Source organism: Serratia sp. Tan611, assembly GCF_905188235.1.
Classification (GTDB): Bacteria; Pseudomonadota; Gammaproteobacteria; order Enterobacterales; family Enterobacteriaceae; genus Serratia_B; species Serratia_B rhizosphaerae.
Window position 1 is genome coordinate 4,203,212 of record NZ_LR994655.1, and the last position, 18,394, is coordinate 4,221,605.

Genomic DNA, 18,394 nt, shown 5'->3' on the forward strand with positions numbered 1-18,394 from the left:
ATACTGCGCGCCCAACCGCCGGCGCAAAATAAACTCAGCCACGCAGAGACGTAAAAGATTCAACCCGACAAAACCCGGTCAATCGATGCCGATCGGGTAGCCGCCGTCGTTACGCTGCCTGGCTCACGCTTACCTTTAAAGCACGCATGATAATACCAATAACATTATAATGTCATACACATTTAATGTTACCATTGCGCACATTATCTCCTGATGCTGAAGATAACGATCGCAGCCAGAGAGAGTTACCCATTAACATATTGATTAGACTTATAATTAACGAAAATTGAGGCCATAACTATGCAACTTCCAGCCTGCCCGCAATGCCAGTCTGAATATACCTACGTCGATAACGGCCTGTATGTCTGCCCTGAGTGTGCACACGAATGGAACGACGACGAGCCTGCGGCCGATAACGATGCGCCGGTGGTGAAAGATGCCAATGGCAACCTGCTGGCCGACGGCGATGCGGTGACGGTGATTAAAGACCTGAAGGTGAAAGGCAGCTCATCCACGCTGAAAATCGGCACCCGTGTGAAAAGCATCCGCCTGGTCGAAGGCGACCACAATATCGACTGCAAAATTGACGGGTTCGGCCAGATGAAACTGAAGTCCGAGTTTGTGAAAAAAAGCTGATTGCCGTAGAACGGCTTTTTAGCATTATGCCAGTACGGGTAAAAAAAACCGGCCATAAGGCCGGTTTAAAATCAGTATAGTCACGCAGTTATCATATGAATGACAGCGTAAACGTGCCACTTGCATCCGTGTATCAATTACATGGGAAGCCCGCCAGATAAAAAAGCAACCAACTTATCACGATGGCTAAGCTGCTCTTTGATCTTAACAACTTGCTCTGTTGCTCCAAGGTAGTGAGCAGCCTGCAGATAGGCAGACTTTTCGACCAACGCTCGGCCATGGGACGTTTCATCAGCAATCGAGCACATACGATTAATTAATTCATCATCGCTATAACTTTCTATAAATGCGATCATTTCGACATACTTAGACTCTTTATTTTTTGCTTTCAGGGCCTTTCTTTGCGGATTGACGATCATAATAAATGCGACCAATACAGCCATCATCACAGCAGCGCTCCTAGCCTGGAGACCGCCAAAAGCAGTAATAATACATACAACAACCTGCAGCGCCATGATAGCGATGTACACTCTTTCATAGAGTTTCACCAACATACTCTCAATATAGAGCTCGTGATAAAACTCAAATTTCCTGGCGGAAGTAATGCTATAATTCTGATTATTCATTGATATGCTCACATCCATATTAAAAAACTTTTCGACCTGAAGAAGATTTACATACCCCGCCTTCCCTTATAGCGGTCTTAACGCTCTTCAAGTCAGAACGTACTTCTTCGCAACGATAGCTAAAAGGCGCCAATTCCTGACGATTAATAGAGCTAAAACCAACAGCCAGTAGATAACAAGCTCACTACGTACGGCATCACCAAACAGCGCACCAAGAGATGCGCCAATAACGCAAAGCCCTGTAAAAAAATACATTTCCATTCTAGGAAAATCACTCCAGGTTATGATAGAGAATTCAGTTCTAAGAATTAAAAACAACCAGAAAGTGATACACGTACTGACAGCGGCGCCTGCCGCACCAAACTTAGGAACCATGTAGTAATTAATTCCCAAATTGACCAACAGAGCCAATGATGAAGCAAGCATTGAATATATCGTCCTACGGCTGATACCAATACCCACGACGGTAACTTCAGAAAGCGTATACAGCAATGGAAAACCTAAACAAGCGATAACAATATATTTAACATCACGATAATTCTCAGGTAAAAACCAGTCTACTACCCAAGAAAAAAGCCCTCCCAAGGAGAAAAAAATCACAACGACCATCAACATGTATTTAGATACTGTCTTAACAAGGTGAATAGCCTGCTCTTTATCATGAGTAACCTTATATACCATCGGAGCCCAAATGGTGGAAAATACGCTCTGGACAATACCCGCCGCGCTGGAAAAACCAGCCGCAACGGTGAATATTGCAAGTTGCTCAAAGGTGGAAAAGGTTCTGAGGAAAACGCGATCCATTGCAGTCACACCCCAAAATGCCAGGCTACCCAAGATCAGTGGAAAACCAAACTTTATCATCCCAAGCGATTTATCAGAATCAAACCTTTCCTTTATCGCCGGCAACCAGTCATGCCTAGTCGTCCACAATAAAATAAATAGCACACTAAAATAACTAACGACATTAGCCAATATGAGTTGAATAAATGCATGCTGATTGTAAGCCAGTGAAAAATAACCGATGACTATCAGTATCATTAGTTTTGGCAAGACTTGACTGAGAGAATATGCCAAACCTCGTTCCTGCATTCGTAAGATCAGTGACAGAAAACGGGATATAAAGCACGCTAACAGTATCAGTACACAGAGTACACTTATTGTTGGATCGCTAAGTTCAAAAAGAATATAAGACAGACTAAATGGACTGAAGAATAATACGGAAAATGTCACCAATAAAATAATCAGCCCAGGGAGTATCGACACTTTTAATAAGGCTGATTTTTCAGGCTCTTCATGATACTGCCTGACATAGGCTTGATCCATCCCTAAGCTGAACAATAAAACCACGAATGATATAGCAATATTTAGTATACCAACCCTACCGATATCCTCCGTAGAATAAAGCCACGTCATCAACGGTAGAGTAATAAACCCAATAATTGCGGCGCCTAGGGGGCCAATAGCAAACAAAGATATTTTTTTAACGTTCAAATTATTTCTCTTTAATTAGCAATGGTCTCTATCAGTATCCTTGTTTTCTCAGTTAAAACTCTTTGCGACCAAACTCTGTCGAGAATTTTACGGTTCTCCATTACCTCGTCTGACGTAAGCCGGGACTCTAGGTGATACTTATCTCTTTCCAACTCTTGGATCGAGAAAATAGTCAATCCTAATCCCTTAAAATATTTATAAGTTGGATTATCATCTCGAAGAAAAACTTTAGCCCCCATATAAAGCATAATAATAATATTGCCAACCGCCTGTTGCCGTACATGATTCATGATAACAAAGCCACAATGCGCTATCTTTTCCATATACATATCAATCGGCATATAATCAATCAATGCATCAAAATTTCTGCCAAAGAACGACTCACCTATATTTTTTATTTCACGGCCATAAATCATGTTTCCATAGCTTAGCGGCACAACCAACCGCCGGTCACTGACTTTAATTTTATTAATGATGTCAAATGCTTCCAGATGATTATTAGAACTGGTTGCACTATTGCCGATCAAGATATCACGCCCCATATCGCCAGCCACATCGTGGACGTTTATATAATCAGACAACTCCTGTTTCGAAGGGCTATAGTTCCAATCAGCTTGCATAGGAAATGACTTCCACTTTCTCGCCGACTTTAATGTGGCATACTCGTTAGGTATTACAGGAGAAAAGTAGTTTATTCTTTCGATAACTTTTACTTTACGCAAGGCTGAATCAAATAATAACTGCAAATATCCTTTTATTCCTTTTCTATTTCCTGACTGTAATTTATGCTCCAATACAGTAGTTTTATCGAGCAAGTTATTACCATGGGAGTCAATAATATCATAGTAATCAGATCCCCATCCCAACCATACAATAGGAATGTCTTTATTTAGCTTTTCAAGAGTACGATACCATGCGCTGCTTAATGAATGAACAACAACAACGCTGGCATCCATTATCTCCGCAGTTTTGATACCAAAAATAACATCTTTCACACCAACATGATAATCTATCCTGTTCTTGACATATTTCCCCGGTTGACCTTTCGTATATACACATACGAAATTACTGCGTGGGAAAACATCCTCAAACATATTGATAGCATTGTCGATAAACTTGTCATCTGGGCATAGGTGAATAATTTTAAGTTGAACTGTCATACTTCTAACCTGCCTCTATCTCTGAATAACAATCCATTTACTTAACCTTTTATCAAAGAAATAATATTCACCTGATCTTTATGATCCAAGTCTGGATAAATAGGAAGACATAAAACACGCCTTGCCACATTATTAGCCACAGGCAAGTTTTCCTGTGCAGAGGATTTCATACCTCTATACATAGGGAACTCACTGATTAATGGGAAAAAGTAACGGCGGGAGAAAATATTATGTTCCTTCAGGAAAGAATATAATTCCTCTCTGGTCATCCTAAAGGAGTCTTCAATTAGAATAGGGAAATATGAATAATTAGCGCGCAATTGCCCTGTTGCTTCGACAATCGTAATACCTTCAATATCTTTCAAACCTTCCCTGTAACACTCATCTATTTCTTTTCTTCTCGCAATTGCATTATCAACATGCTTCAACTGCAAAAGCCCAAACGCCGCATTTATCTCACTCATTTTCCCGTTAATGCCCGGCGCTACAACGGTGGTTTCATCAACAATACCAAAGTTTTTAAGGTTATTGATACGCGTTTTGGTCTTCTTATCCGGGCAAATTATCGCACCGCCCTCGAAAGTATTGAAAACTTTAGTAGCATGGAAACTTATAGTACTTAAGTCACCATGGCGCAGAATACTACCGCCGGCATCGTTGACGCCAAACGCGTGGGCTGCATCATAAATCACACGCAGGTTATAGTTATCCGCGATCCGCTGTATCTTCTCTACATCACAAGGGTTACCGTAGCAATGCACTGGCATAATAGCCGTGGTTTGAGGAGTAATAGCAGACTCTATCTTATCCGGATCCATATTTAGCGTGACAGGGTCGATATCTACAAAAATAGGCGTTATACCATTCCATAGTAATGAATGCGCAGTCGCAACAAAAGAGTATGGCGTGGTAATCACTTCACCAGTAATCCTTAACGCCTGTAAAGCCGTAAGTAAGGCGATGGTTCCGTTATTGAATAAAGCAACCTCATTAACACCCAAATATTCACATAGCTCTTTTTCCAATCTTTCATGCATTGGCCCTCCGTTGGTTAGTATTTTATTTTCCCAAATACGCTCCATGTACGGAATAAATTCATTCAAATCAGGAAGGTATGGCTGTGTTACATAAACATTATTATTTTGCATAGTCATCTCAATATATTATTATCGAGTTTAATTAAAATTAAACCCAACAGACAATCATTTTTACGATGATTGATATAAGGTAATATCACGTTAAACACGTTCTATATTACATAATACTTATTGTTTATTATGATGGTGCTTTCATCCCATCAAGCAATGCTAAATTAATGAATCATTTATATTTAATGATACTGTGGTAAATATTGTTTTTAGTCCAGATAATAATTACGGGTTATTAACAATAAATAACCAATGCTCAATCTGTATATTTCAGAGTAAGCCTATTAATCCTACAGAAAACATCCAAGCTTGCTTCCAGCATCAGCTCTTACCTATCTCCACACTCTGAACGGTTAATGACAGCCGACACACGCCATGTCTTTGTGTCAAAAAACAATCCGCATGCATTCATCCGCTCATTTGGCCACACTACCGTCCATAACCATTAACCAAGGCCCATAAGGTCATGTGATACATAGCGAGGTTAATCTACCGGAAAGTCACGGGGTGTATACTCAGCAAAGCACTGAACGTCACCAACGCAGCAACAAATAGGAAAATTTTTCGTAACGCCACATCCCCCTATGCCAGCAAGGGAACCAAACTTTTCACTTCATCTTGCGATAACCTCAGTGCTGCATAATCCCTTCTTCTCCCGCAGCTAAGCCGTAACTACGTAAACCTCCAACAGGCGGACCCTAGAGGTTTCTGGGTGTAACGGTCTTTACCACCGTAGGAACACACATGAAAAACATAAAAAAAAATAATCTTTTTTTAAGATGGAGTGCGTCTATAGCAAATGATTAAAAATGAGGATAAAAAACAATCACCGCCCTACCCACATTCAGTATCGCAAACAGCACCAACCTTGGGACTTTTCTGAAAATACAGCTTAAAAACCAATTCTAGCAAAGTATTAAAAACTTTGACGATAACATTAGAAAATCAAATTTTGTAACAAAAGGTAACTAAAGATGGAAGATCATCATCTTAATTTATAAGAACTTTCCAAGATACCCACCATATAACCGTGGATTTACAGTCGCATAGTAAACCTGTCAGATGAAAATTATCCGCGTTGAAAAAGGCTGTTTTTATTAGGCTGGATGTGATTTTTTTCCTTCTTTTTAAAAAGGGCGACGGTACATTATTTTTTCAACGCACGAGAGTTCCCTTTCGCTCCTCCCCCTCCTTTTATTGATAAATTATATTTATGATATGTTTTATTAGCACCAAATGGCCAAGCACTCTGCCGCCAATCAGACCCATGGCACCGTGCCCATGACAGCACAGTGTTCCTAACACTTAGCAGAGGGAAAAATGCATACCAGCACATATTGCCGTTCAGCTTATAGCCCACACATTCATAAGGCCTTTTAATCTGAATGGCTATTTATATACTGCAAGTTACCACCACAAACTATTTGTTTGCGCCAACAACAACCGAACGGCGACACGGGAAAACGCTCACAGATTGATGTCCATGCGCAACATAACCAGCCAAGAGCTGATAAGACAAAAGAACGATACAGCTAACGAAGGGCTAATCTACTTTCAGAGCGTGGCTGACGGCGCGCTATACGCCGGTGGTGAAAGACGCCAACGGCAACCTGCTGGCCGACGGCGATGCGGTGACGGTGATTAAAGACCTGAAGGTGAAAGGCAGCTCATCCACGCTGAAAATCGGCACCCGTGTGAAAAGCATCCGCCTGGTCGAAGGCGACCACAATATCGACTGCAAAATTGACGGGTTCGGCCAGATGAAACTGAAGTCCGAGTTTGTGAAGAAAAGCTGATTACTCTCGGGCGGATAAAGGCGTACGCCGCTATCCGCCCGCGGCCATCAGTTCCGCTCAGCCGGGCGTCGTATCAGGGTCACCACGCCGATCCCACCGAGAACCAGCCCTGCCGCCGCCAGAAGAATCGCCTCATGCAGCGAGCCGAACAGCGCCACGCTAGCGGATGACACCAGCGGGCCAACCAGCTGACCGGTCGCATAGCCGGAGGTCAGAAGCCCCACATTTTTTGCCAGCGAACCGGAGGAGATTTCACGCGCAAACCTCATGGTCAGCTGCATAATCGACAAAAAACCCAGGCCGGTCAGCACCGTCGAACACAGCAATCCCACGGCCCCCGGTAATACCACCGCCGCAGCCACGCCAAGCCCCTGCAGCACCATCATCGCCGCCAAGCTGATTTGCGTATTGAAGCGCGCCGCAAACAGGATCACCATCACCACGCCGGCCACCGCCGACAGGCCGAACAGCGGCCAGAAAAACGCCGCCAAATCGCCGCCCGGAAAGGCGCTGTGTGCCATCTGCGCCAGAAACGTCGCCGGTAATATGTAGCCGAACCCAGCCAGCGTATAGATAGCCACCAGTTTTTTCAGCTCACTGCCAACCGGCTTCTCGCTTTCGCCCGCTCCCTGAGCCGGGCCGAATGTCGCCGGCAGATAGCGAAACGTCATCAGGCTGATAAGCAGGGCCACCGCGCCGTAGACATACCATGCGCTGGCAGAATCCAGATGCAGCAACCCCATGGCCCATGCCAATATCCCGCTGAGCGTAATGCCAACGCCCGGGCCGGTAAATACTGCGGCGGACAGGCGCGGAGCACGGTTGCCCGCCAGCGTCAGCTGCGTCCAGGAGGTGACGATGATCAGCGCCCAGGCGCCGCCGATGCCGGCGACCAGACGGAACAGACACTGCAGGACGAACGACGAGGTCGCGCCGGACAGTAAGGTCACCAGCACGGTGGCGCAGATGCCGGCCTTCAGATAGCCCGCATGCCCGCTCTTCATACGGCTGACGTGCAGCGCCCCGGCCAGATAGCCGATATAGTTCATCGCCGCCAGAATCCCGGCGCTTGAAAGCGTCAGGTAGCCGTCCCCGATCATCACCGGGATCTGCGGCGTCAGCGAAAAGCGCCCGATGCCCATTACGGTGACCAGCGTCAGCAGGCCGGTGAGCATGATTTTAATATTATGTTGTCTGCTGCTCATTACACCGCACCGGTCACTTCGACAATCGCCTGTGGGTAGGCGCCGCGGCGGATCGCATCCGCCACAAACGCGGCGAAATCCGCGCGCGGAATCTCGCCGTACGGCAGCGCCGGCGCAGCCTGTACGCGTCCGGTCGGCTCGGCTTCCGTCAGTCTGCCCGGGCGGAGAATGGTCCACGCCAGCGTGCTGTTGACCAGCCAGGCGTCGGCCAGTTTTTTATAGTGCATATAGCACTCAAATCCCGGGGTGGTTTCCCGGCGGCGCCCCGCTTCGGGGAAAGCGGAAACCAGCACATAGGCGCCGACGCCGGCATGCATGGCCGCCTGCGCGGAATGAATCACCGCCTGATAGTCGACGGCGCGGATTTTCGCCTCATCGTCCGACTTCGCCCCGGCGGTGAACAGCACCACATCCACCCCCTCAAGCCACGCCTGATGCGTCTGTGCGCTGGCGGACGCCACGTCGCCCAGCACCACGTTAATGCCTTGATCGATTAACGGCCGGGCCTTATCCTCGCTTCTGGCCACGCCCGATACGCGGTGGCCGGCCTCATTGAGCAGGCGTGCCGTATGCTGGCCGATATCGCCGGTAATACCGTATATAAAGATAGATTTCATAAGGCTCCTGAGATTCCTGACGGTCTGTCTTACAGTAAGCATAAAAGCGCCGCCGGCCATGAAAAAGAGGGCCAGTTATCCTATGATAATTGGTCATACCCAGGAGTCAGCATGTCCAGAAACACCGCCGTCAAAGATTTTCTTGTTAAACACCGCGCCAAACTGAATCCGAGCGATTACGGCTTCAGTCCGCTTAACCGGCGCGTCAGCGGATTGCGCCGGGAAGAAGTGGCGCAGCTGGCGGCGGTCAGCGTCAGTTGGTACACCTGGCTGGAGCAGGGTCGGGAGATCAGCATCTCGCCGGCGGCGCTTCAGCGTATCGGCAGAGTGCTGAAACTGTCGCCGGTAGAGCAGCAGTACCTGAATACCATGGTATTTGGCAACGATGCCCCACATCAGGCGCCGATGCAGCTCCCCGCCGAGGTGATGGCGATGGTCGATGCGCTCAATCCCCATCCGGCCTTTGTCCGCCGCGATAATATGGACATTCTGTACTGGAATCAGGCCGCGCAAACGCAGATTTTTGACTGGTCCGCCATTGCCGAGGCGGATCGCAACTCGTTGAAGCTGATGTTCGTCTGCCCGGAGTACAAACAAAAGATTTATCAATGGGAGCAGGCCGCCAGACATACGATCGCTGCGTTCCGCGCCTATCAGGCCGCCGGCAATAACCGTGATGATTTCAGCGCGGTGATCGACGATCTGACGGCGAGAAGCAGCGAATTTCGCACCATGTGGGATTATCATGACGTCCGGAAAATCGGCACCGGCAACAAAGCCATTATCAATGACGATGGCCGCATCAGCCATTACACCTACACCTCCCTGGAGATCGAACACTCGCCGGGGCTCTACCTGATTTTCTATCTGGCAGCCGGCCCCACCGCTGATGCAGGTTAACGCCGCCGCTAAATCGTGATTTAATCCGGTAAAATCGCTTATATCCATTCCACATCAGGCACTAAGGGACTATTCAATGTATGTAAAACACTACGAAGTTGACGCAGCACACATCGATTTTCAGGGCGTGGTTGACGGTCTTTACTACCCCTTCTATATGGAGTGGACCCGCCACGCCTTTATGAAAGAGGCGCTGGGCATCGATATCGAAGAGGAGTTTAAGCAGGGACGGCTGTATATGGTGCTGGAGTACAACCTGCGCTTTCGCAAAAGCCTGACCAAGGGCGACAAGATGGAAGTCACCTGTGAGCTGGCGAAAAACGACAAGCGCAACCGGGTGAATTTCGTGCAGCAAATCCGCGTTGACGGCCAGGTCTACGCCGACGCCACCTTCGTCGCCACCTGCCTGGAGAACGGCCGCCCCAGCGTACCTGCGGTCATCGCCGAGTTTATCAACGCCTGACCCTCTGAAACCACGTAGCCGCAGACACGCCCTGCGGCCTCACGCTTCCCCGCCAGCCCGGTTTCACCCTGAATCATACCCGCAATTTCTGCCCGCCTCGGGAACCCGCCCCCGGTTTGCCGCCACTCACTATGGCCATTTACCAACCGAGGATCTCACCATGTCTGTCGATATCTCTTCCTTCTACCGCCCGGCAGCCGGATGGCAGAGCGGCCCGGCAATGGACGATGCCTGGACATCCGCCGAGCTTCCCCGGCAGTCCGCCGGCGGCGATGCGGTGCAGTTCGCCACGCCGGGCGCCGGGAGCAGCGTCAATTTCGGTGCGCCGCTGACTGATGCCCTGCCGACGTCAACGGACGGGCAGCCCAACCCCGGCGACCCGCTCAGCCAGTTGATCGGCGCGCTGCTCAGTCAGGTGATGGCGGAGCTGGCGCGGAGGATGCAGGGCCAGAACGGCAGCGGGCAGGAAACAGCGCAGCAGAATACCGATACTGCCGCCCCGTCCGGCGGCGCGATGCCGCTGAATGAAACCAACGCCGCCAAACCGACGGCCCATGCTGCAAGCGCCGCCGACGGTCCGTCGGCCGGCAGCGGGCCGCGCACCTTCAATATCACCAATACGCAGGATCACGACATCAATATCGGCCAGTTTGATCAGCACAATCAGTTGGTCGGCGAGATCACCCTGAAGCCCGGGGAAAGCGGCCAGATGCGTTATCAGAATGACTTTACCGGCCTGCTGAAGCAGGCCGACGCCGACGGCAACTATCGGGACGACGCCAGCCGCCTGGAGTTCTATAACGGCTTCGTCAATACCAGCGATATCGATGGCCGCAACGCCGCCATTCACGCCACCGATCATCAGGGATTTGAAATCGGCGATCGGCAGAGCATTGCCGACCGCGCGCCGGCAGACATTGTCAGCACCGATTCTGCCGGGAATAAAACCATTGCCGGCTACTACGACGGCTCCAGCGAGACCATGCGCAAGGGCGGCCAGTTTATGACCGACATGCTCGGCACCGGCATGACCTATATGCACCCGGACGACGACCGGCTGCCGGAGGGCCAGAACCCGATGCGCCATACCGACGCCATGACGCTGGACGTCACCTTCGGCAAGGCCTGACGCACCGCCGGGCGGGACCCCGCGTCCCACGGCGGCCACTCAACCACGATACCCACCCGCACCAAGGAGACACCGATGCTCTCTGTATCATCCAACCCCGTCCCGCAGCCCTTCGGGCAGAGCGGAGACTTCAGCAACCTGAGCGATAATCTGTCGCAGAAACCCGTGCTTAACGCCTCAGACAGCGGCGCGCCATTGCCGATCAGCTACGGCGGCGCCCAAGGCACCAACATGGACAGCCTGCTCGGCGGCGGCGATATCCAACAGCAGCTGCAAAGCGCCATTTCCGGCACCCTGATGCAAATGCTGTTCAGTCAGCTCATGCCGCAGTTTATGCAGCTGGCGCAGCAACTGCTGTCCAACGGCCAGAACGGCGGGTCGCAGACGCCGCAGCAGCAGGGCAGCGCGTCAACGCCGGGCGTTACCCCGCAAAGCACGCCGGAGACAGCCAGCAGCCAGCCGACAACCGGCGCAACGGAGAACAGCACGCCGGCTGCCGGTAGCGGCAGTCTGCACCTGCCCGACGCGCTGAAGCCGTATGAAGCGGATATCCAGAACGCCGCCGATAAGACCGGCGTGCCGGCGGAAGTGTTAGCGGCGCAAATCTGGCAGGAGTCGCGCGGCAACCTGGGCGCCAGCACGGTGAACGGCGGCAACGGCCTGCAGGACAGCGGGCTGATGCAGGTCAACAGCAATACCTTTGCCGATCTGCAAAGCAAAAACCCCGGGCTGCTGGGGCCGGACGCCGATCCGAACAGTACCCGGGACAACATTATGGCCGGCGCGCTGTATATGAAAGAGCAGTTGAACGCCTTTGACGGCAACATGGGCGCGGCGCTGCGCGCCTACAATTCCGGCCCGAACAACGTCAACCTCAACGACCTGAGCGATATCTCCAAAACCGGCACCGGCGACGCCACCTACGTCGATAAGGTGCTGAACTTCGCCAATATCATCAAAACCGGCCAGGGCGAACTGCCGGCCTGATGCACGCAAAAAAAGCCCCTGCACGTTGCCGTACAGGGGCGCTTTCCCCGGTGCCTTAACGGCTATTTCTTATTTTTCACGTTATCTATCACAATCTGCGCGGTGTCCGTCGCCGCCGTCATCGCCCAGCCGACCGGCCCACGGGCGGCGCTCATCGCCCCCTCGCCAATGCCCTTCAGCGCGCCGGTAAACACATCACCCAGGCCACGGGCCTCGCCCATATTGTTGAACATCGGCGCCAGCACGGACTTCAGGATCGGAATATTGGACAGCGCCTTGCCGATCTCGCCCATCGCCCACTGGAAGTTATCCTTGTTGGTGCCGTCCAGCCGCACGTGACTGTCATTGGTCTGCGGCAGGTTGCCGTTGCTCGGCAAAGCCTTCAGCCCCTGTTCGGCGATATCTTTCAACACGCCGGCTTCGGTGCCGTGGCGGGCGTCGCCGTCCTTGGTGATACCGTCAATCTTGCCGTTGTCCGCCAAGTCGCCGCGGGAGCCGCCCTCGCGGTTATTCAGCCCTTTGATGCTGTTTAGCACCCGCGCCATATTGTAAGCGGCGTCGGCGCGGCTGGCGGGATCCGGGTTATCCTCGGTCCAGTCGCCAAAACGCTGCTTCAGCTCATCGCGCTTGATATCCTTCTGGTCACCGAGGTTCTTCAGCACCGGGTTGGCATCGATAATCTCCTGCGCGCTGCGGGTATCCCCCGGCGGCCGTCCCTGCAGGTTGTCATCGGTCGGCGGCACGCTGGTGTCCTTTTCCGTCTCGCTGACGCCCTGGCCGCCAAACATCGCCGACATATCCGCCTGCGGGCCCTGCAGCAGCGACTGCAGACCGATCAGCATCAGCAACTGCTGGAACAGCCCGCCGCTCTGCGGCATCGCTTCCGGCTGCTCCGCCTGCTGCGCCGGCGCATTGCCGAAATTCACCGTCCCGATGCGCAGCTGCGGCGTCTGCAGCGTTTCACTCAGGCCCTCTGCCGGGTTCTCCAGCGATTGGCCGGCCTGACGGGGAAACACCCCCTGGCCGGAGATATTGCTCACCATAACGCTACCCTCCGTTGTTCTGCGTGCCGCCCAGTTTCGACATCAGCGCGTCCAGCCCGACCATCTGCAGCACCGAACCCAGCAGTTTGCTCAGCATATTGCCGTCGCCCAGCTGCTGTGCCGGCTGAGCGGATCCGCCAGACTCTGCGTTGCCGTTCTCACCTGACGGCGCGGCCTTCTGCCCGCCGCCCGCCAGCTGCTGCATAATCTGCATCAGTTGCTGCATCATCTGCATCAGCTGCTGAACCAGGCCGCTCACGCCGCCCTGAGACTGCCCGCCGGAGGCCGGCGTCTCCGGCTGACTGCGGGCCGGCTGCGTTTGTCCACCGTTCTGACCGTTCTGCACGCCGTCAGCGCTCTGCGCGCCTTTGCCGCCCGTCAGTTGCTGGATCATCTGCATCAGCTGCTGCATCATTTGCATCACCTGCTGGATCACCCCGCCCACGCCGCCTGACGCTGACGACTGCCCGGCAGGCGCGCTGTTTTCCGACTGGCGCGGCGACTGCTCGGCCGGCTGCGTCCCATTGCCGCCCAACAGCTGCTGCAGCCCGATCAGCATCAGCAGTTTCTGCATCAGCCCGCCCTGCTGCGCGGGCTGCGCCTCTTCCCCGTGCGCCGGCATCTGCTGCATAAACGCCGCATTGTTGGCATTGCTGAATTTCACCGCACTGTTTTGCTGCGGCAGCGAGATGGCCTGTTCAATTTTTTCTACGTTTTCGTTGGCACGTTCGATCAGATTCCCCACCAACGGCATGCCAACGCCTGAACCGGATATATTGAGTGTCATCAGGTTACCCTCCTCTGTTTTGCATCAAACCGGCACCGCCCGTTGCGGGCGCGCGGACGTTCCCTTCTCCAGCCATACTGCCAGTCAACCTCGCGTTCATAAGACCTCCGGTTAATCATTAAAACTGCAAAAGTATCGAGCTTTCCCCGCCAGAACATACTTACAATTTCCTGACATTTTTGGCGATTGATGGGCTGAGGCTCGCTAGCTGAGTGTCACGACGCCGGCTTGGGTTCCCTATTTGCCGAATTTCGGCGTGACGCAGGACGCAGACATAAAAAATTCATCTGACAGCGCAGTGATGGCGGGGCATGTGCTTAAGCAGCGTACTCACGGGCGTTTCTGCGCCTCTGTAGGGAAATGACTACAAAAAGCAGGAAAAGGACTACCGAACAATCATCCTGGACTGATAGCTGTAGGGGAAGGCAATAGAGGAAAGTAGCCAAACGCTAATACTTTGTAATGTTTTGTCAGTCTTGCGTCGTCAAAAAAAGATTCAGGAAGCTCAACAATTAAACCAGTGTAACCTGCGGGATCGCGCTGGTTTAGAATAATCGGAGAAGTTATGGTTAAGCCTGTTGATTCCAGAATGCCCGCTCGGGCACCGGCCGATTGCGCCAGGGAAAATCACGCCTCACACGCGTCCGCCTCCGGCGCGACGCCGCACGCGGCCGACGATATTCACAGTTACCTGCATAAGTTAACCAAAATCGTCGCCCCGCTGCACGTGGATATCCTGCTCGAAGGGGAAACCGGCACCGGCAAAGACACGCTGGCCCGGCGTATTTATGAACTCTCAGGCTGCAACGGACCGCTGGTTCCCGTCAACTGCGGCGCCATTCCGGAAAATCTGGCCGAAAGCGAGCTGTTCGGCGTCGAACCCGGCGCCTACACCGGCGCCAGTCACGCCCGCGCCGGCTATATCGAAACGGCGAACAACGGCATTTTATTCCTCGATGAAATCGACAGCATGCCGCCGACGGTACAGGCCAAACTGCTGCGCGTGCTGGAAACCCGCACCATTACGCGCCTCGGCAGCACCAAACAAATCAGCCTCAATCTGCGCGTGATCGCCGCCTCGCAGACGCCGCTGGAGCAGTTGGTGGAGAGCGGCCGTTTCCGCCGCGATCTCTGCTTCCGCCTGAACACCATCAAGCTGGAAACGCCCACGCTGCGCTCGCGTCCCGAACTGATTATTCCGCTGTTCCGCCGCTTCGCTCTCGAGTCGGCGCTGCGGCTCGGCATGTCGCACCCGCCGCGCAGCACCGCGCTGGACGAAGCGCTGCTGCTGCACTGCTGGCCCGGCAACCTGCGCGAGCTGAAGGCGGCGGCCGAACGCTTTATCCTCGGCCTGCCGCCGCTCAATCAGGCGCTGCCGCAGGAGAGCGGCACGGTCTTGCTGAAAGAGCGCCTCAAGCGCATCGAACGCAGCCTGATCCACGACTGTCTGAACCGCCACGACCACCGCATCGACGACGTGGTGCACGAGCTGGGCATCCCGCGCCGCACGCTCTATCACCGCCTGAAACAGCTCAATATTCACGCCTGACGAACCACGCCGCCGTCGCGCGGCGGGTCGCCGCCGTCGCGCGGCGGGTCGCCGGAAAAAAAATCGCTCGCCGCCGGAACCGCCTCCTCTCTTCCGCCACTCAATCCGTGAAGTACCCGTATTATCATCCAATGATATGAGAGGAAACGTTATGAAATTGATGTCATTACCATCGCTCGGCACCACTCTGGCCAACGGCATTACCGGCGGCGCCGGCTTCGCCACCAAACTCGCCGGCGCCAGCAGCGGCAGCAGCTTTATGAGCCAGATGCAGGGCGTGCAGGCGGAAATGCAGCAAAACCAGGTCGACAAGGCCAAACTGGATGCGGAAAACCAGCGCATCAACGGCATCGCCGACAGCGCGGCCCAGGCTGGCTCCGCCGCCGCGCAGGTCAAAATTCAGTACTGATGCCGCGCCGGGAGGGCGCAGCCGCGTCCTCCTGCTTTTCCCCTCTTGCTACAGGCGAATCTGCGATGAAAATATCCCATAACGGCCCGTCACTGACCGGCGCCCCGCTCACCTCTCCGGCCGCCGACACCGCCGACGCCAATCAGGACGATATCCACGCCTTCAGCGCCGCGCTCAACGCGCCGGCCGGCGACGGCCAGGAGAGCCTGCTGAGCGGCCTCGGCGGCGCCATCAGCGATAACCAGCGCGCGCAGCAGCAGGCGTTCCGCAACCTGGAAGTCGCTTCCCGCTCCAGCAACCCGACGGACTTCAGCCAGGCGAACGCCGCGCTGTCCGATTACTACATTCAGAGCCTGATGAACGCCAAGATCATCGCCAAGGGCACGCAAACCCTGGATAAACTCACTAACCTACAGTAACGGCTATGGGACAATCACTGGTGAAATACCTGCTGGCAGCCGCGCTCGCCCTGCTGCTTAGCGGCTGCGGCGATGAAACCGTGCTCAACAGCAACCTGTCCGAGAGCGATGCCAACGACATTGTCGCCGCGCTGAATCACTACCATATCGCCGCCGACAAACGCGTAGAAAAAAGCGGCGTGTCCGTACTGGTCGCGGCGGCGGATATCGAACGCTCGGTGAACATCCTTGATGCCGCCGGCCTGCCGCGCAAGGCGCGCACCAACCTGGGCGAGGTATTTCAGAAAAGCGGCGTGATCTCCAGCCCGATGGAGGAGCGCGCCCGCTATATCTACGCCCTGTCGCAGGAAGTGGAGTCGACGCTGGCGCAGATTGACGGCGTGGTGGTCGCCCGGGTGCACGTGGTGCTGCCGGAGCGCATCGCGCCGGGAGAGCCGGTGCAGCCGGCCTCGGCGTCGGTGTTTATCAAATACGCCGATTCTCTGGATCCCGACAGCATTGAACCGCGTATCCGCCGTCTGGTGGCCACCAGCATTCCCGGCCTGGTGGGGCGGGACGATAAAGACCTGGCGATCGTCTTCGTGCCCGCCAGGGCCTGGCGTGACCAGACGCCGGTGGTCAACCTCGGCCCCTTCGCCCTGACGCCCGGCCAGTATTCGCTGGTGAAAACGCTGTTCAGCGTGCTGAGCCTGCTGCTGCTGATCGGCCTCGGCATCGTCGCGCTGCGGCGCTCGGCGAAAAAAGGCGCGACGCCGAACGCGGGCAAAGCCTCATGAGCGACATCGATGCCACGCTGCGCTGGCTCGACTGGTGGCACAGCGGCTTCTGGCGCGACGCACACCCCAGCTGGCGTCAGGCGCTGCCGTTCCCCGCACCGGCCGCCGCTCTGGCGCGGGTGCGCGGCGCTGCGCTGCGTCGGCGGCTCGGGGTGGCGGACGCGGCGCTGCCCCGGCCGCAGCCGCAGTTGCTGACGCTGCTCGCCCTTGACGACGACGCCCGCTCGCTGCTGCTGGCGCTGGTCGCCGAAATCTGCACCGGCGGGACGGCGCTGCCCGGCGAACTGAAAATCTGGTGTCGCCGGCTGGCCAAAGGGCTGCGGCCGGAAAGCTGGCTGCCGACGCCGTCCGTCGGCCAGACGCCGGCGGTCACCAGCCTGACGCTGCTGCAGGCGCGCTACCCCGACTGCTGGCCGCGCCTGCGCATGGCGTTTGACCATCACGACGTCTGCCGCTGCCCGCCGTCATCGCCGGCGCTGGAACCCCGGCGGCTGCAGCCGCTGTGGGAGGCGGCGCTGTGGCAGTGTCAGCGCACGCTGACGGAAGACGGCGAGGAGCATCCGCATGTGGCAACTTAGAAAAATCTCTCTGCGCCAGCCGCCTGAGCCGCAGGCCGCCCTGCTCAGCCGCGACGCGCTGGCCATTAACCATCAGGCCGAAACGCTGATCGCCGACGCCGAACGCCAGGCGCAGGCCCTGCTAGACGCGGCGCAGACGCAGGCCGAAGCGCTGCAGCAACAGGCAGCGGCAGAGCGCGACGCATTACTGGCGGGCGCACAGGAGACCTTCTGGCAGCAGGCCCGGACGCTGTTCACCGACTGGCAGCAGCAGCGCCGCGCCGAGCAGCAGCAGTTGCTCGACGCCGCCGACGCGCTGCTGGCGCAGGCGCTCGGCCGCCTGCTGGAGCAGGTGCCGCCGGCCGGGCAGCTGGACATTCTGCTGGAGCAGTTGCGCGCCAAACAGCCGTCCGCCGTCGCCGCCACGCTGTACAGCCATGGCGAACGACACGCGGCGGTGGCGCACTGGCTGACGCAGCGGCCGGAACTGCGCTGGCAGCCGGCGATCGACGACTCGCTGCCGCCGGACACCCTGCTGCTGACCACCGAACAGGGCGAGCTGCATATCAGCTGGCAGGCGCTGCGTCAGGCGCTGGGTGCGGCGGAGAGCGTGGCCGGCTGAAGAATTTTTTGAAGGATGGAACCGCCGCGCGGCGTGCGCCACTCAACGAGGAACCTTACATCCAGAGGAGC

General features: G+C 54.6%; 19 protein-coding genes and 1 pseudogene. 12 read left to right on the plus strand and 8 right to left on the minus strand.

The features are described 5' to 3' along the window. The first annotated feature begins 300 nt into the window (after positions 1-300). On the plus strand, positions 301-636 hold the full coding sequence (locus TAN611_RS19800; protein WP_203066917.1) for a zinc ribbon domain-containing protein YjdM: 336 nt from the start codon (positions 301-303) through the stop codon (positions 634-636). Between the two features lie 137 nt (positions 637-773). Here the strand turns inward: TAN611_RS19800 and TAN611_RS19805 are convergent, their stop codons facing one another. From TAN611_RS19805 to TAN611_RS19820, 4 genes are all read right to left on the minus strand, one after another. Continuing rightward, positions 774-1,262: a hypothetical protein gene (locus TAN611_RS19805; protein ID WP_203066918.1), complete on the minus strand. Its 489-nt coding sequence runs from the start codon at positions 1,260-1,262 to the stop codon at positions 774-776. Positions 1,263-1,349: 87 nt separating this feature from the next. After that, entirely contained in the window at positions 1,350-2,756 is a 1,407-nt protein-coding gene (locus TAN611_RS19810; protein ID WP_203066919.1) for an oligosaccharide flippase family protein, read from the minus strand. Positions 2,757-2,767: 11 nt separating this feature from the next. Continuing rightward, entirely contained in the window at positions 2,768-3,916 is a 1,149-nt protein-coding gene (locus TAN611_RS19815; RefSeq protein WP_203066920.1) for a TDP-N-acetylfucosamine:lipid II N-acetylfucosaminyltransferase, read from the minus strand. Between the two features lie 41 nt (positions 3,917-3,957). After that, positions 3,958-5,064, minus strand: a complete 1,107-nt coding sequence (locus TAN611_RS19820; protein ID WP_203066921.1) for a DegT/DnrJ/EryC1/StrS aminotransferase family protein — start codon at positions 5,062-5,064, stop codon at positions 3,958-3,960. A gap of 1,586 nt (positions 5,065-6,650) precedes the next feature. Between TAN611_RS19820 and TAN611_RS19825 the strand changes: the two are divergent. Then, a pseudogene (locus TAN611_RS19825) lies at positions 6,651-6,860 on the plus strand (zinc ribbon domain-containing protein YjdM); the annotation flags it as partial. A 47-nt stretch (positions 6,861-6,907) separates the two neighbouring features. Here the strand turns inward: TAN611_RS19825 and TAN611_RS19830 are convergent. Further along, on the minus strand, positions 6,908-8,065 hold the full coding sequence (locus tag TAN611_RS19830) for a YbfB/YjiJ family MFS transporter (protein WP_187044043.1): 1,158 nt from the start codon (positions 8,063-8,065) through the stop codon (positions 6,908-6,910). Continuing rightward, positions 8,065-8,682, minus strand: a complete 618-nt coding sequence (locus TAN611_RS19835) for an NAD(P)H-binding protein (protein WP_203066922.1) — start codon at positions 8,680-8,682, stop codon at positions 8,065-8,067. The genes TAN611_RS19830 and TAN611_RS19835 overlap by 1 nt, the downstream gene beginning before the upstream one ends. Positions 8,683-8,793: 111 nt before the next feature. Here TAN611_RS19835 and TAN611_RS19840 point away from each other — a divergent pair, with 111 nt between their 5' ends. From TAN611_RS19840 to TAN611_RS19855, 4 genes are all read left to right on the plus strand, one after another. Beyond that, the gene (locus TAN611_RS19840) at positions 8,794-9,582 is read left to right on the plus strand and encodes a helix-turn-helix transcriptional regulator (protein ID WP_105232577.1); all 789 of its coding nucleotides are present in this window, start codon (positions 8,794-8,796) and stop codon (positions 9,580-9,582) included. Positions 9,583-9,658: 76 nt separating this feature from the next. Then, positions 9,659-10,045 carry a thioesterase family protein gene (locus TAN611_RS19845; protein ID WP_105232578.1) on the plus strand — a complete coding sequence of 129 codons (387 nt, stop codon included), beginning with the start codon at positions 9,659-9,661 and terminating at the stop codon, positions 10,043-10,045. 160 nt (positions 10,046-10,205) lie between these two features. Continuing rightward, positions 10,206-11,174 carry a hypothetical protein gene (locus TAN611_RS19850; protein WP_203066923.1) on the plus strand — a complete coding sequence of 323 codons (969 nt, stop codon included), beginning with the start codon at positions 10,206-10,208 and terminating at the stop codon, positions 11,172-11,174. Positions 11,175-11,249: 75 nt separating this feature from the next. After that, the gene (locus TAN611_RS19855; RefSeq protein WP_203066924.1) at positions 11,250-12,161 is read left to right on the plus strand and encodes a lytic transglycosylase domain-containing protein; all 912 of its coding nucleotides are present in this window, start codon (positions 11,250-11,252) and stop codon (positions 12,159-12,161) included. Positions 12,162-12,223: 62 nt separating this feature from the next. On the opposite strand, the gene TAN611_RS19860 is transcribed toward TAN611_RS19855, so the two are convergent. Next, complete coding sequence (locus tag TAN611_RS19860) at positions 12,224-13,204, minus strand: hypothetical protein (protein ID WP_111736384.1); 981 nt, start codon at positions 13,202-13,204, stop codon at positions 12,224-12,226. Positions 13,205-13,208: 4 nt separating this feature from the next. Continuing rightward, positions 13,209-13,991 (minus strand): hypothetical protein, encoded by a 783-nt coding sequence (locus tag TAN611_RS19865; RefSeq protein WP_203066925.1) that lies wholly within the window; start codon positions 13,989-13,991, stop codon positions 13,209-13,211. Positions 13,992-14,580: 589 nt separating this feature from the next. Between TAN611_RS19865 and TAN611_RS19870 the strand changes: the two genes are divergently transcribed. From TAN611_RS19870 to sctL, 6 genes are all read left to right on the plus strand, one after another. Further along, the gene (locus tag TAN611_RS19870) at positions 14,581-15,540 is read left to right on the plus strand and encodes a sigma 54-interacting transcriptional regulator (protein WP_238404482.1); all 960 of its coding nucleotides are present in this window, start codon (positions 14,581-14,583) and stop codon (positions 15,538-15,540) included. A 151-nt stretch (positions 15,541-15,691) separates the two neighbouring features. Beyond that, positions 15,692-15,949 carry a hypothetical protein gene (locus tag TAN611_RS19875; protein ID WP_105232584.1) on the plus strand — a complete coding sequence of 86 codons (258 nt, stop codon included), beginning with the start codon at positions 15,692-15,694 and terminating at the stop codon, positions 15,947-15,949. 65 nt (positions 15,950-16,014) lie between these two features. Continuing rightward, the gene (locus tag TAN611_RS19880; protein WP_111736382.1) at positions 16,015-16,368 is read left to right on the plus strand and encodes an EscI/YscI/HrpB family type III secretion system inner rod protein; all 354 of its coding nucleotides are present in this window, start codon (positions 16,015-16,017) and stop codon (positions 16,366-16,368) included. 5 nt (positions 16,369-16,373) lie between these two features. Continuing rightward, positions 16,374-17,144 (plus strand): type III secretion system inner membrane ring lipoprotein SctJ, encoded by a 771-nt coding sequence (sctJ, locus tag TAN611_RS19885; protein WP_111736381.1) that lies wholly within the window; start codon positions 16,374-16,376, stop codon positions 17,142-17,144. Further along, positions 17,141-17,722, plus strand: coding sequence for a serine kinase (locus TAN611_RS19890; protein ID WP_111736380.1), 582 nt, complete (start codon positions 17,141-17,143; stop codon positions 17,720-17,722). The genes sctJ and TAN611_RS19890 overlap by 4 nt, the downstream gene beginning before the upstream one ends. Then, positions 17,709-18,323, plus strand: coding sequence for a type III secretion system stator protein SctL (gene sctL, locus TAN611_RS19895; protein WP_203066927.1), 615 nt, complete (start codon positions 17,709-17,711; stop codon positions 18,321-18,323). The genes TAN611_RS19890 and sctL overlap by 14 nt, the downstream gene beginning before the upstream one ends. Positions 18,324-18,394: the final 71 nt, after the last annotated feature.